The organism is Stenotrophomonas sp. Steno-Z2, from assembly GCF_056393235.1.
On sequence record NZ_JBWJOY010000001.1, the window covers coordinates 1,059,879 to 1,071,875 of the forward strand.

13 protein-coding genes are annotated in these 11,997 nt (G+C 69.8%); 6 read left to right on the forward strand and 7 right to left on the reverse strand.

The features are described 5' to 3' along the window. Positions 1-168 precede the first annotated feature (168 nt). Together AC06FP_RS04600 and dmeF are read right to left on the reverse strand one after the other, a co-directional pair. Positions 169-2,322 (reverse strand): glycosyl hydrolase family 28-related protein, encoded by a 2,154-nt coding sequence (locus AC06FP_RS04600; protein WP_478074666.1) that lies wholly within the window; start codon positions 2,320-2,322, stop codon positions 169-171. Between the two features lie 163 nt (positions 2,323-2,485). Beyond that, a complete protein-coding gene (dmeF, locus tag AC06FP_RS04605) occupies positions 2,486-3,451 on the reverse strand; it encodes a CDF family Co(II)/Ni(II) efflux transporter DmeF (protein WP_478074667.1) in 966 nt (321 codons plus the stop codon). Positions 3,452-3,497: 46 nt separating this feature from the next. Here dmeF and AC06FP_RS04610 point away from each other — a divergent pair, with 46 nt between their 5' ends. The 5 genes from AC06FP_RS04610 (at position 3,498) to AC06FP_RS04630 (ending at position 8,319) form a co-directional block, all read left to right on the forward strand. Further along, positions 3,498-3,770 carry a metal/formaldehyde-sensitive transcriptional repressor gene (locus AC06FP_RS04610; protein ID WP_478074668.1) on the forward strand — a complete coding sequence of 91 codons (273 nt, stop codon included), beginning with the start codon at positions 3,498-3,500 and terminating at the stop codon, positions 3,768-3,770. Positions 3,771-3,869: 99 nt separating this feature from the next. Then, entirely contained in the window at positions 3,870-4,601 is a 732-nt protein-coding gene (locus tag AC06FP_RS04615) for a DUF3348 domain-containing protein (protein ID WP_478074669.1), read from the forward strand. Positions 4,602-4,611: 10 nt separating this feature from the next. Beyond that, complete coding sequence (locus AC06FP_RS04620) at positions 4,612-7,008, forward strand: DUF802 domain-containing protein (protein ID WP_478074670.1); 2,397 nt, start codon at positions 4,612-4,614, stop codon at positions 7,006-7,008. After that, entirely contained in the window at positions 7,005-7,664 is a 660-nt protein-coding gene (locus AC06FP_RS04625; protein ID WP_456117590.1) for an OmpA family protein, read from the forward strand. The genes AC06FP_RS04620 and AC06FP_RS04625 overlap by 4 nt, the downstream gene beginning before the upstream one ends. Further along, positions 7,654-8,319 carry a DUF2894 domain-containing protein gene (locus AC06FP_RS04630; protein ID WP_478074671.1) on the forward strand — a complete coding sequence of 222 codons (666 nt, stop codon included), beginning with the start codon at positions 7,654-7,656 and terminating at the stop codon, positions 8,317-8,319. The genes AC06FP_RS04625 and AC06FP_RS04630 overlap by 11 nt, the downstream gene beginning before the upstream one ends. A gap of 36 nt (positions 8,320-8,355) precedes the next feature. Here the strand turns inward: AC06FP_RS04630 and AC06FP_RS04635 are convergent, their stop codons facing one another. The 3 genes from AC06FP_RS04635 to AC06FP_RS04645 all read right to left on the reverse strand — a co-directional run bounded on the left by AC06FP_RS04635 (position 8,356) and on the right by AC06FP_RS04645 (position 10,204). Beyond that, on the reverse strand, positions 8,356-8,751 hold the full coding sequence (locus AC06FP_RS04635; RefSeq protein WP_478074672.1) for a DUF3224 domain-containing protein: 396 nt from the start codon (positions 8,749-8,751) through the stop codon (positions 8,356-8,358). Between the two features lie 169 nt (positions 8,752-8,920). Beyond that, a complete protein-coding gene (locus AC06FP_RS04640) occupies positions 8,921-9,274 on the reverse strand; it encodes a hypothetical protein (protein WP_478074673.1) in 354 nt (117 codons plus the stop codon). Positions 9,275-9,499: 225 nt separating this feature from the next. Next, the gene (locus AC06FP_RS04645) at positions 9,500-10,204 is read right to left on the reverse strand and encodes a pirin family protein (protein ID WP_478074674.1); all 705 of its coding nucleotides are present in this window, start codon (positions 10,202-10,204) and stop codon (positions 9,500-9,502) included. A gap of 132 nt (positions 10,205-10,336) precedes the next feature. Between AC06FP_RS04645 and AC06FP_RS04650 the strand changes: the two genes are divergently transcribed. Further along, the gene (locus tag AC06FP_RS04650) at positions 10,337-11,266 is read left to right on the forward strand and encodes a LysR family transcriptional regulator (protein ID WP_478074675.1); all 930 of its coding nucleotides are present in this window, start codon (positions 10,337-10,339) and stop codon (positions 11,264-11,266) included. A 47-nt stretch (positions 11,267-11,313) separates the two neighbouring features. On the opposite strand, the gene AC06FP_RS04655 is transcribed toward AC06FP_RS04650, so the two are convergent. Beyond that, on the reverse strand, positions 11,314-11,607 hold the full coding sequence (locus tag AC06FP_RS04655; protein ID WP_478074676.1) for a type II toxin-antitoxin system RelE/ParE family toxin: 294 nt from the start codon (positions 11,605-11,607) through the stop codon (positions 11,314-11,316). A gap of 2 nt (positions 11,608-11,609) precedes the next feature. Then, positions 11,610-11,894 (reverse strand): CopG family transcriptional regulator, encoded by a 285-nt coding sequence (locus AC06FP_RS04660; RefSeq protein WP_478074677.1) that lies wholly within the window; start codon positions 11,892-11,894, stop codon positions 11,610-11,612. Positions 11,895-11,997: the final 103 nt, after the last annotated feature.

The following is an 11,997-nucleotide window of genomic DNA, read 5'->3' on the forward strand; positions in this document are numbered from 1 at the left end:
TGCCCAAGTGCGACTGGCGGCCGTATGGAGTTGGTGGCGAACTCACGGACGCTCCAGATGGCGATGGTTCACGCCGAATTTTACCGGAGCGCGTACGCAGCTACTGCGGGACAGGATGTACCTCGCCGGCCTCAACCCCGACCATAAGCTCGAATGCGCTGAAGTTGCTTATGAGATCACCGCCAGCTTGCGGATCGTGCCGCTGTCGTCCTTGATCGAGATATAGCCGACGATGGGCGCGTCTGCGTTCGCCGTGTACGTTCCAAAACGGACACGCGAGCCGGCAGTGGCATTGAGTGCGCGCAGCCAGAGGTCGCCGGATTCGGCATCCGCCATGACGGCCATTGGTTTTGCCAAACCCGGCTTCGAGATGCCGGTGATCGAGTTGGTGCTCGCGTCACCAGAGATCAGGACGTGCTGGCCTATCTCCCGCCCGGCGCGCAATGACGTCACCAGGCCCTGCACGCCACTGGTCACGGTGTCGGTGCCGGCGTCAACGTAGCCGGCCGCCACGCTGCCACCGATCAGGCGGGTACCAGTGACAGCCGCTGCGATTTCGAAGTTGTGCGTGTCGCTCGCGTTGCTGGCAGAGATTACGTTAACGAACGTGTTGTTGGCCGGCGCGAAGCCGGCGATACCGGAAACCAAGACGCCGTAGCTTGTCGCGCTGCGGACGATCATGTTGCTGAACACGTTGTTGTCCGGCTTGGCGTTGGCGTCGCCGAACACCCAAATGCCGATCTCGCCGCCGGCTGAGCTGATATTCTCGACGGTGTTCAGGCTACTGCGGACGCGGTAGTTCCACTTGTTGCCAGAGCAGTGCGCGCCGTTGACCTTGACGCCGTTCACGCCGAGCTGAACGCCTATGGTGGCGGTACCGATCGCTGAGGCGATGCAGGTGACATCCTCCACCACGCTGCGCTGGACCGGGACGGTGGTGGCCAGATCGTTGACGCCGATCTGCACGCGCACGCCGGTGCTGTCATCTTGGTACTCGCCACAGTAGCAGTGAAGCACGCTTACGCCGTTGCGCACGTCGATACCCGCCTGTGAACCCATGCGCGCGGCGTAGTCGCGATCCAGACCGAAGCGCAGCACCGTCACATTCTCAACGGTATTGTTTCGGCTGCTGGAGTTTGTATCGATCTTCCAATCTATGCCGTCGCCGTTGGTGTCCGTGATGAGGCAGTTTCGGATGTGGCAGTCGGTGAAGGTGTTGCGCTGCATGCCGATGCCATAGTGGCCGGCGTTCTTGATGTGCAGGTCTTCCAAAGTCACGCGCGAGGCGCCCGTGGAAACGTCGATGCAGTTGCCGTTCCGCTCGTCAGGCGTCGGTTTGGGTGAAGTCAGCGTGTTCTTGTTGCCGTCGATGGTCATGCTGCGGATAGAACAATCACTGACCGGGTTCGGGATGTCTACGCGGCGGCCGATCTTGATGACGTGCGCGCGGATCGCGCCGGTCATCTGCTTGATGAGCGTGCAGCCACGGCCGGCACCGAGCAGGTGGACGTTGTTGTACTGTATGTTGATCGCGATCTCGCGGTCGTCACCGATCAGCGCAGTGCCCTGGAACTTGACCAGGTAGGTGCCGGCCGGAAGAAACACAGTGCCGCCGCCAGCAGTGCCAACGTAGGTGATTGCGGCGTTGATCGCGTTGGTGTCGTCGGCCACCCCGTTTCCCAGCGCGCCGAAGTCCTTGACGCTGACGAACTCGCGCAGCTTGTCTCGCGCGGTGCGCGCAACGGCGCCGGCGCCTGCCTGCTGGAAGCCGATCAGCATGCCGCCGTTGCTCGGGCTGGCGAGATCTGCGCGCAGGTTGCCCAGCGCGTCCAAGCGCTGCTTCACCGTCTCGTCGGCGTCGTACTGCACCAGCGCGGCGCCCTTGCCGGCATCAGCCAGATCAATGCGCAGCGTGTCGTCGTCGCCGGAAGCAGACAGCGGCAGCCACTTGCCAGCGGCGAGGTCGGCGTTGAAGTCGGCGCCGGTCACGTGCTCGACAACGGCCAGATAGCGGGTGGCGCCAACCCGCACGATGTCCTTCGGGTTGTAGACCAGGCCGCTCCGCCAGTTGCCCTTCGGGGTGCCGGCTTCGGCGCCGGGCATCGGGCGAACCGCTTGGCTCGGTGCATCCGGGTGGACGGACAGGCTGGCGAGCAGTCCGTCATCGCGCAGGATCTGCGCGAGGCGATCCTGCGTCTGCTCCAGGCACTGTCTGATCGCGCCGAACTCGGCTTCGAGATCCTGCCCGATGGCTGGATGCTGTTCGGTCGAGAAGCCCATGAAGCTGGCCTGTCGGTTGTACGGGATCGGCGGCGTGCTCATTCGCGCTCCAGGAAGGCGAGGGGTCACGCGGGATCTTACGGGAGCGGGGGGTACACCTGCTGCGGGACAGGTTGTACCCGATACATCCCGGCATCGAAAATCTGTCAGGGGCGCCGGAAACAGAATTTTCGCGCGGGCAGGGACGCTTCCGCCGTTGCCGCGGTCATGGCCCGGTGCTGCGCACTTCCACGGTAACGTGCACGATCTCCTCGTGGACCGACAGCGCGCGGTGGAACACCGCCGCGTCCACGCCCGGCACGGTGGCCACTTCCATCGAACAGGCGAAGCGGCCACGGCCGACCTGCCAGACGTGCAGGTCGCTGATGCGCGCCGGCACCTCGCCCTGCTCCACTGCCTCGCGGATTTCGGCCACCACCGGCGCGTCCATTTCCGCGTCCAGCAGCACGCGGCCGGTCTGCCGGATCAGGCCCCAGGCCCACACCGACACCAGCACCGCGCCGACGATGCCCATCAGCGGGTCCAGCCAGGACGCGTTGAAGTACAGGCCGCCGAGCAGGGCGATGATCGCCAGCACCGAGGTGGCGGCATCGGCCAGCACGTGCAGGTAGGCCGAGCGCTGGTTGAGATCGTGGTGGTGATGATGATGATGGTGGCCATGGCCGTGATCGTGGTGATGGCCATGGTCGTGCGCGTGGCCATGGTGGTGGCCGTGCTGGTCGCGCAGCCACCACGCGCACAGCAGGTTCACCGCCAGCCCGACCACGGCGATGGCGATGGCCTGCGGGTAATGGATGGGGCTGGGCTTGAACACGCGCACGATCGACTCGAAGGCCATCAGCCCGGCCACGCCCAGCAGCAGGATCGCACTGGTGTAGCCGGCCAGGATTTCGATCTTCCAGGTGCCGAAGGCGAAACGCGGGTCGTCGCGGTAGCGCCGCGCGCAGGCGTAGGCGAACGCGGCCAGGCCCAGCGCCAGCGCGTGCGAGCTCATGTGCCAGCCGTCGGCCAGCACCGCCATGGAGTTGAACCACCAGCCGCCGGCGATCTCGACCACCATCATCACCAGGGTCAGCGCCATGGCACGGCGGGTGTTCTTCTCCGCCATCGGGTTGCCTTCGCTGAAGGCGTGGCTGTGCTGGCGGGAGCGGGCAAGGGCTTCAAGGTTCATCGGGGCGGCCTTCTCATATACCCCCATAGGGTATACGATCCCGGTCATGGCCCATATCCAGCGCGACCGGAAGAAGCTGCTCACCCGCGTGCGCCGCATCGCCGGCCAGGTGGTGGCGCTGGAGCAGGCGCTGGAAACCGGCGACGACTGCGACGCGGTGCTGGTGCAGATCGCCGCCGCCAAGGGCGCGATGCACGGCCTGATGCTGGAGGTGATGGCCGGCCATCTCAGCGACCACATCGTCGCCGAGCCGGACCCGGACCGGCGCGCGGGCGAGGCCGAAGTGCTGCTGGAACTGCTCAAGCGCCACGCCCGATGAAGGGGGCCGTACCTGCGCAGGCGCCCGCCGCGCATGAATGCGGGGTCGGGGGCGCCTCCTGCCGGGGCATGTAAAATGCCCGATTTTTCGGTCAGGACCATGGCGAAAGCTTCCACACGGTCGCCCGTGCTGGGCCCGGCGTTCATCCGCCTGCTGGCCCGTTTCGGCGACGCCGACCTTCCGCGCACGCCGCCGGTGCTGACCGAGCGGCTGGCGCAGTGGTTCGACTGGAACCGCGCCATCACCCTGTCGCGCGCGCTCGACAACCGCCTGCCCGAGCCCGAGCCGGGCGCCGCGTTCGACGACGCCCAGGACGCCGAATGCGCGCGCCTGCGCCAGACCCTGCTGGACACCATCGACGCCGACATCGACCTGTCCGCGCCGCGGCGCAAGGATGCCGGCGCCGCCAACATCGACCCCGGCTACCTGCCCTACCGCCAGCACTGCCTGGCCGCGCAGCGCGCGATGCAGGCGGCCACCGGCCTGCTGCGCGGCCGCCTGCGCGACATGCTGGCGCTGCAGTCGCCGGCCAAGGCGCGGCTGGCCGAGGTGGACGCGGTGATGGAGGCCACCCTCAGCCCGCGCGAACAGGCGCTGCTGGCCATCGTCCCCGGCCTGCTCGGCCTGCACTTCCAGCGCCTGCGCGATGCCGGCGCCCCGGACACCCCCGATCCCGCCGGCGCCCACGCGCCGGACGATACTCCCGCGGCTCCCCCTGCCGGCCCTTGGCTGGCACGGTTCCGCCAGGACATGCGCACCGCGCTGCTGGCCGAACTGGAAGTCCGCTTCCACCCCATCGACGGCCTGCTCGCCGCGCTGCGCACCCGGTAACCGCCCCTCCATGTCCAGAAACCCCATCGCTCCCGTCGTATTCCTTACCGGCCTGCTGGCCGTGTGCTGGATCGGCATCGGCTACCTCGGCAGCCACCCGCTGGCCGCCGCCGTCGCTGCCCTGATCGCGGCCTGCTACCTGGTCGGCGCTTTCGAACTGCTGCGCTACCGCCAGGCCACCGCCACGCTGGTGCAGGCGCTGCCGGCGCTGGACGAGGCCGCCGGCAACCTCGATGGCTGGCTGTCGCGGCTGCAGCCGGGCCTGCGCAGCGGCGTTCGCCTGCGCATCGAAGGCGAACGCGCCGGCCTGCCGGCACCGGCGCTGACCCCCTACCTGGTCGGCCTGCTGGTGCTGCTGGGCATGCTCGGCACCCTGCTCGGCATGATGGCCACCCTGCGCGGCACCGGCCTGGCGCTGGAAAGCGCCAGCGACCTGGATGCCATCCGCAGCTCGCTGGCCGCGCCGGTCAAGGGCCTGGGCTTCGCCTTCGGCACCTCGATCGCCGGCGTCGCCACCTCGGCCGCGCTGGGCCTGCTGTCGGCGCTGCTGCGCCGCGAGCGCGCACAGGCCGTGCAGCAGCTGGACGCCGGCATCGCCGCGCAGCTGGGGCATCTGTCGCAGTCGGCGCAGCGCCGCGAGACCTTCCGCCTGCTGCAGGAACAGAACGCGCTGATGCCGGCGCTGGTCGAACGCCTGCAGGCCCTGGCCGACACGCTGGAACGCCAGCAGCACGACGCCGGCGCCCGCCTGCAGTCCAGCCAGCAGGAATTCCACCAGCGCAGCGAAGCGGCGTGGACGCAGCTGGCCGCGTCGCTGCAGCAGGCGCTGCGCGAGGGCATCGCGCAGCAGGCCAACGCCGTCGGCGCCGCGCTGCAGCCGGTGGTGGACACCACCATGGCCGGGCTGGCCGAGAAATCCAGCCAGCTGCACGCAGCCATCGAACAGGCCGTGCGCCGCCAGCTCGACGGCCTGGACAACGCCGTGCAGGGCGCGGCCAGTGCCGCGCGCGACAGCTGGAACGCCGCGGTCGCCGAGCAGCAGCGCGGCAACACCGCGCTGGCCGATGGCCTGCAGCAGGCGCTGCAGCAGTTCGCCGGCACCTTTGAGCAGCGCTCGGCGGCGCTGATCGACGGCGTGGCGACGCGCCTGGAGGACAGCAGCGCCCGCACCGCCGAGGCCTGGAACAGCGCGCTGGCCCGCCAGCACGAAACGCACGAGGCGCTGGCCCGGCGCAACGAACAGGCGCTGGCCGCCGCCTCCACCGGCTTCGAACAGCACGCCCGCGCCCTGGTCGATACCCTGCAGCAGTCGCACGGCGAGCTGCAGTCGGCGCTGGCCGCGCGCGACGAGCAGCGGCTGGCGCAATGGTCGCAGTCGCTGGCGGCCATGCTCGCCACGCTGGACGAAAGCTGGCAGCGCAACGGCGCGCAGGTGGCGCAGCAGCAGCAACAGGTGTGCGACGCGCTGGCCCGCACCGCCGCCGAGGTCTCGACCCAGCTGCAGGCCGCGGCCGGCGGCGCGCTGGACGGCATTGCCGGCAACGCGCAGGCGTTGACCGAAGCGGCCGCGGCCTTCGCCCGGCGCAGCGAGACGATGATCGAGGCCCTGCAGCGCTCGCACGGCGAACTGCAGGACGCCCTGCAGGCACGCGACGGCGAGCGCCTGGCGCAGTGGCGCGATGCCTTCGCCCAGCTGACCGGCGAGTTCGGCCAGCGCTGGGAACAGAGCAGCGCGCAGGTGGCCGCGCAGCAGCAGCAGGTCTGCGACACGCTCGTGCAGACCACCCAGGCGATCCACGCGCAGGCGCAGGCGCAGGCCCGCGACACCCTGGCCGAGATCTCGCGGCTGGTCGCCACCGCCTCGGAGGCGCCGCGTGCGGCGGCCGAAGTGGTCGCCGAGCTGCGCCAGAAACTGTCCGACAGCATGGTGCGCGACACCGCGATGCTGGAAGAGCGCGGGCGCCTGCTGGAAACCCTGCAGACCCTGCTGGACGCGGTCAACCACGCCTCCACCGAACAGCGCGGCGCCATCGACGCGCTGGTCTCCACCTCGGCCGAACTGCTCGAGCGCGTCGGCAGCCGCTTCACCGCGCAGGTCGAAGGCGAGGCCGGCAGACTCGATGCCGCCGCCGCGCACGTCACCGGCAGCGCGCTGGAGGTGGCGAGCCTGGGCGAGGCGTTCGGCGGCGCGGTGCAGGCGTTCGGCCAGTCCACCGAGACCTTGAACGAACGCTTGCAGGGCATCGAATCGGCGCTGGAGAAATCGCTGGCGCGCAGCGACGAGCAGCTCGCCTACTACGTGGCGCAGGCGCGCGAGGTGATCGAGCTGAGCATGCTGTCGCAGAAGCAGATCATCGGCGAGCTGCAGCAGCTGGCCGGCGCGCGCGACGGGGCCGCCGGCGCATGAGCGACGAGATCGAGTTCGACGCCGAATCCAGCGCCACCACCTGGGCCGCGTTCGGCGACCTGATGTCGGTGCTGCTGGGCGCGTTCGTGCTGATCCTGGCCAGCGTCATCGGCATCCAGCTGCTGCTGCACAACCGCCTGGACGAGGAAGTGAAGCAGCGCCAGGCCGAGGCCGCGCGGCTGAAGACGCTGGAACAGGCGCTGGCCGCGCCGCTGGCCGCCGGCCGCGTCACCGTGATCGACGGCCGCATCGGCATCAGCGGCAGCGTGCTGTTCGCGCTCAACTCCGACCAGCTGCAGCCCGAGGGCCGCGAACTGCTGCAGAGCATCGCCGGGCCGCTGCGCGACTACCTGTCCGCGCGCGACGAGATCCTGATGGTCAGCGGCTTCACCGACAACCAGCCGGTGCGCGCGGCCAACGCCCGCTTCGCCGACAACCTGGAACTGTCGGCGGCGCGCGCGCTCACCGTCACCCGCACCCTGATCGCGGACGGCGTGCCGTCCTCGTCGGTGTTCGCCGCCGCGTTCGGCGCCGAACAGCCGGTCAGCTCCAACGACGACGAGGCCGGCCGCGCGAAGAACCGGCGCGTGGAGATCGCGCCGATCCCGCGCCACAGGCCCACTGAAACGCCCGATGGCAAGGCCGATGCCCGCTGACGGCGCCGACGTGCACGCACGGCTCGAGGCCTGGCGCCGGCAGGGCGCCGACCGCATCGATCCGCTGCGCTTCGCGCTGATGAGTGCGCTGGCGCAGCGCGCGACGCGCCACGACGGCGCGGTGCGGCAACGCCTGGACGCGCGCCTGCGGGAACTGGCCGACGCCTATGCCGCGCTGCCGGCCCACGCGCGCGCGGAAGCGTCGCCGCGTGGCACCGGCGACGGTCCGCTGAAACAACTGCTGGAACAGCTGGGCAACGGACCGCGGCTGGACGCGCCCGTGCCGGCGGCGGTGCCGCTGCCGGTCGGCGAAAGCGGAGAGCGCGCGCCGGCGGCCGACATCACCGCGCCGATGCCGGTGCTGGACGAGTTCCAGCAGCTGTGGACCCGCATCCGCATCGACGGCCTGTTGCGCCAGTGCCTGGACGGCCTGCCGGAAGATGCCGGCCCGCTGCATTCCAGCGTGCTCACCTACCGCGCGATGGCGCTGATGCGCGAGGTCTGCCCGGACTACCTGCAGCACTTCGTCGCCTATGCCGATGCACTGTCGTGGCTGGAGCAGCTGGGCGGCGGAACGGCCGGTGGCGGCAATGACGACGATGGCGCCGCGGCCGGCCGCAGGCCCGCGCGCAGCCCGCGGCGCAGGAAGTCGTAAGGTCCCGCCTTCCGCAGCGGGCAGCGGGCTTCCGCCTCAATCCTCGCGGAAGCCGTAATCGAAGGTGTAGTGGTGCCTGCCGTCGACGATGTCGATGGCGATGCGGCCGTGCAGGCCAACCAGCTCCCCGGTGCCGCTGTCGGGCACCACGCTGAGATCGAGGCGGGGCGTGCCGCGGTCCATGACGCCGTTGTGCTGGGCATGGAAGCTGCCGCGGCGGCCGCCGAGCGTGCCCTCGATGCGCTCGAGGGCGACGTAGGCGCCGGAACCGGAGGCCGGCGACATCATCGCCAGCATGTGCACCACGCTGGTGGCGTCCAGCGGGCCATGGAACCGCTTGTCGAAACGCACATGGCCGACGACCGCGCCGCCGCCGATGTCCAGCGATTCCTGCGGAACGCGCGTGATGTCGAACTCGCCCTTGGCCTGCATGACGGGATTCCTGGTTGGCAGGGAAAGCAGTCTAGGCACGTACCGCGGGCGCCGCCATTGCAGGCGCCTTCGTGTCCGAGCCCCGATCCGGCGGTGCCGGCACTACCGGCAGGGCACGCGCGCCAGCCTCACCGGGTGCAACGGGCAGCGCCCGGCACGCGATGGATCATCAGCGGAACCAGATCTTCAGCGTCACATACAACCCGTAGCCCAGCGCCAGCACCAGCCACACCAGGAAGAGGACATTGGCCCAGTACGCGCCCGCATGCGCGACCAGCGTATACACCTGCCCGGCGCAGCCCTTGCCGACGCAGGGCACCTGGCCCCGCACCAGCGCGCGCATGACGGCGAACAGCGCATAACCCGCCACGCCCGCGGTCATCAGGAAACCCACCGGCCCGACCAGCCCCTGGGTCGGCGCGCCGTTCTCGTCGAATGGCACTTTCGCGAGCTGCTTCTGCCCGAACCGGTACCAGGCGTATCCGAGAAGAAGCAGGGACGAGTAGTAGAGGAGGTCGCGCATGCCGTCACGATACCGCACCGGGGTTGTGGCCTGGCGGCGATTCCGGAGCCGCGGTGGATGATGGCGGACCGGGGCGGTGACCCCCATGTTCCGTACGTCACCCGCGCGCAGGCGGGCGACGTCCTCTCCACGGAGCCAGGACAGCGCGAACGGGGTTGAGCCACACAACGCGAAGGCGCGGTTGCCCGCGCCTTCGCTTCATCCCGTCCTGCGCGGTGCCACCGCTCAGGCGGCGGTATCCACCAGCACCAGTTCGGCGTCTTCCAGCGCGCGGACGGTGATGCTGTGCTCGCCGGCGATGGCGGCGCCGTCGCGGGCATCGAGCAGCACGCCGTTCACTTCCACCCTGCCGGTGTTGGGCACCAGGTAGCCGTGGCGGGTGGTGTCGCTGAAGCGGTACTCGGTGCTCTCGCCGGCCTTCAACGTCGCGCCCAGCACGCGGGCGTCGGCACGAATCGGCAGGGCGTCCTCGTCGCCCGCGATGCCGCTGGCCAGGGCGATGAAACGGCCGGAGCGCCCGCCCTTGGGGAAGGGCTTGGTGCCCCACGCCGGCGCGCCGCCGCGCTCGTCGGGGATGATCCAGATCTGGAAGATGCGGGTCACGCCCGGCTCCATGTTGTATTCGGCGTGGCGGATGCCGGTGCCGGCGCTCATCACCTGCACGTCGCCGGCCTCGGTGCGGCCCTTGTTGCCCTGGTCGTCCTGGTGGCTGATGGCGCCTTCGCGCACGTAGGTGACGATTTCCATGTCGGCGTGCGGGTGCGGCGGAAAGCCGGTGCCCGCCTGGATGGTGTCGTCGTTCCAGACCCGCAGGGCGCCCCAGTGGACGCGCGCCGGGTCGTGGTACCCGGCGAAGGAAAAGTGGTGCTTGGCATCCAGCCAACCGTGGTTGGCTCCGCCAAGGCTGGCAAACGGGCGACGCTCGATCATGGCGTTCTCCTGCATGGGTGGTTGCGATGGGGGCCAGTCTAGGCGCGCACCTTCGCATCCGGAATGGAAGGATTGAAAAGACATTCTTTCCATTTGTGCAATGATCTCCCGGTCACCCCTGCGGCCACCACCATGAGCCAACTCCCCGATCTGGAAGCCTGGGCCATCTTCGCCAAGGTCGCCGAGGCCGGTTCCTTCGCCCGCGCCGCCGAGGCGCTGGGCCTGTCGCAGGCCACCGTGTCCAAGGCCATCACCCGGCTGGAAACGCGCATCGGCACCACCCTGTTCCACCGCACCTCGCGGCGCATGTCGCTGACCGGCGCGGGCGAGGCGGCGCTGGAGCGCGCCGCGCGCATCCTCGACGAGGGCGAGGCGGTGGAAGCCGAGGTCGCCGACCGCTCGGCCACGCTGCGCGGGCTGGTGCGGGTGGCCGCGCCGATGTCGTTCGGCGTGGCGCAGCTGGCGCCGCTGCTGCCGGCGTTCATGCGCGAGCACCCGGACGTGGAACTGGACATCCGGCTCAGCGACGCGCAGGTGGACCTGGTGGCCGAGCGCTTCGACATGGCGCTGCGCATTTCCAGCCTGGCCGATTCCAGCCTGCGCGCGCGGCGCCTGTGCCAGGTACGCATCCTGCTGGTGGGGGCGCCGGCCTATTTCGCCGAGCACGGCAGGCCGAAGCACCCGCGCGACCTCGCCCGCCACCGCGGCTTCCAGTACAGCCATACCCGCGGCGGCAACACCTGGCGCTTCCGCCACGGCCGCCATGGCGAGTTCGCGCAGACCGTGCCGCGCCAGTTGCAGGCCGACAACGCCGAGATGTTCACCGTCGCGCTGCACGAGGGCCTCGGGCTGGCGCTGCAGCCGGAGTTCATGGTCTGGGAAGACCTGCGCGACGGCCGCCTGGAAACGGCGATGGACGACTGGCAGGTGGAGCCGATCGCGCTGCACATCGTCACCCCGCCCGGCCTGCGCCGGCCGGCGCGCGTGCAGCGGCTGATCGACTACCTGGCCGCGCGCCTGGAACGCGCGCCATGGGCGACGGGCGCCGGTGCCAGCCGCTAACCTGCGGCCGAGCCAGCAGGCCGAAGACCCTCTGGACTCGCCGCGGATCAGCGTACGTACCCGGCCTCGCGCTGCGCCCTGATGGCGAGGACGAACACGGTGTCGATACCGGCAACATACCGGTACAACGCCACGTATCCGCGTGCGCCCCTGCCGATCACCAGCTCGTGCATGTCCTCGCCACAGGGGCGGCCGATCAGGGGGCTGCTTTCCAGCACGTTGAGGGCTTGGATGATGCCGCCAAGCCGTGCCATGCGTTGTCCGGCATCGTACTGCTCGAGATGCAGGAGGATGCGTTCGAAATCCTCCCCGACCTCGGGCGCAAGTTCGATCCGCGTCACCGCTATTCCGCCAGCTTGCGGGCGGCGGGGCGCCGGGCGGCCTGGCCCGTCACCCGACGCTCCAGATAGCTGCGCATCTCGTTCCAGGGGATGGTTTTTCCCGACGCGGCGATGCCGGCATGGCGTCGTTCCGCCTCGGCTTCGAAGTCGGCGCGGCGTTCGGCCAGCGCCGCTTTCTCGGCTATCGCTTCCAGGATGAAGCCATGCGGCGTCATGCCGGTTTCTTTCGCCACCTCGGCGACACGGGCCTTCAGCTCGTCAGGCAGGCGGATGGTGGTGGTGCTCATGGGTGCTCCGGTGGATCGCTGGCTCCAGGCCAAAGTAGCACATGTGTGCTACTGCCGACAGGGAACCGGACGGCGGGTCATGCGGAACACGGCCTGCCGTGCC

Excerpts from the sequence above, each read along its gene's own strand:
- AC06FP_RS04660 (WP_478074677.1), bottom strand. The coding sequence starts at position 11,894 with ATGAGCACCACCACCATCCGCCTGCCTGACGAGCTGAAGGCCCGTGTC.
- AC06FP_RS04630 (WP_478074671.1), top strand. The coding sequence starts at position 7,654 with ATGCCCGCTGACGGCGCCGACGTGCACGCACGGCTCGAGGCCTGGCGC.
- AC06FP_RS04610 (WP_478074668.1), top strand. The coding sequence starts at position 3,498 with ATGGCCCATATCCAGCGCGACCGGAAGAAGCTGCTCACCCGCGTGCGC.
- AC06FP_RS04600 (WP_478074666.1), bottom strand. The coding sequence starts at position 2,322 with ATGAGCACGCCGCCGATCCCGTACAACCGACAGGCCAGCTTCATGGGC.
- AC06FP_RS04650 (WP_478074675.1), top strand. The coding sequence starts at position 10,337 with ATGAGCCAACTCCCCGATCTGGAAGCCTGGGCCATCTTCGCCAAGGTC.
- AC06FP_RS04615 (WP_478074669.1), top strand. The coding sequence starts at position 3,870 with ATGGCGAAAGCTTCCACACGGTCGCCCGTGCTGGGCCCGGCGTTCATC.
- AC06FP_RS04645 (WP_478074674.1), bottom strand. The coding sequence starts at position 10,204 with ATGATCGAGCGTCGCCCGTTTGCCAGCCTTGGCGGAGCCAACCACGGT.
- dmeF (WP_478074667.1), bottom strand. The coding sequence starts at position 3,451 with ATGAACCTTGAAGCCCTTGCCCGCTCCCGCCAGCACAGCCACGCCTTC.
- AC06FP_RS04620 (WP_478074670.1), top strand. The coding sequence starts at position 4,612 with ATGTCCAGAAACCCCATCGCTCCCGTCGTATTCCTTACCGGCCTGCTG.
- AC06FP_RS04625 (WP_456117590.1), top strand. The coding sequence starts at position 7,005 with ATGAGCGACGAGATCGAGTTCGACGCCGAATCCAGCGCCACCACCTGG.
- AC06FP_RS04640 (WP_478074673.1), bottom strand. The coding sequence starts at position 9,274 with ATGCGCGACCTCCTCTACTACTCGTCCCTGCTTCTTCTCGGATACGCC.
- AC06FP_RS04635 (WP_478074672.1), bottom strand. The coding sequence starts at position 8,751 with ATGCAGGCCAAGGGCGAGTTCGACATCACGCGCGTTCCGCAGGAATCG.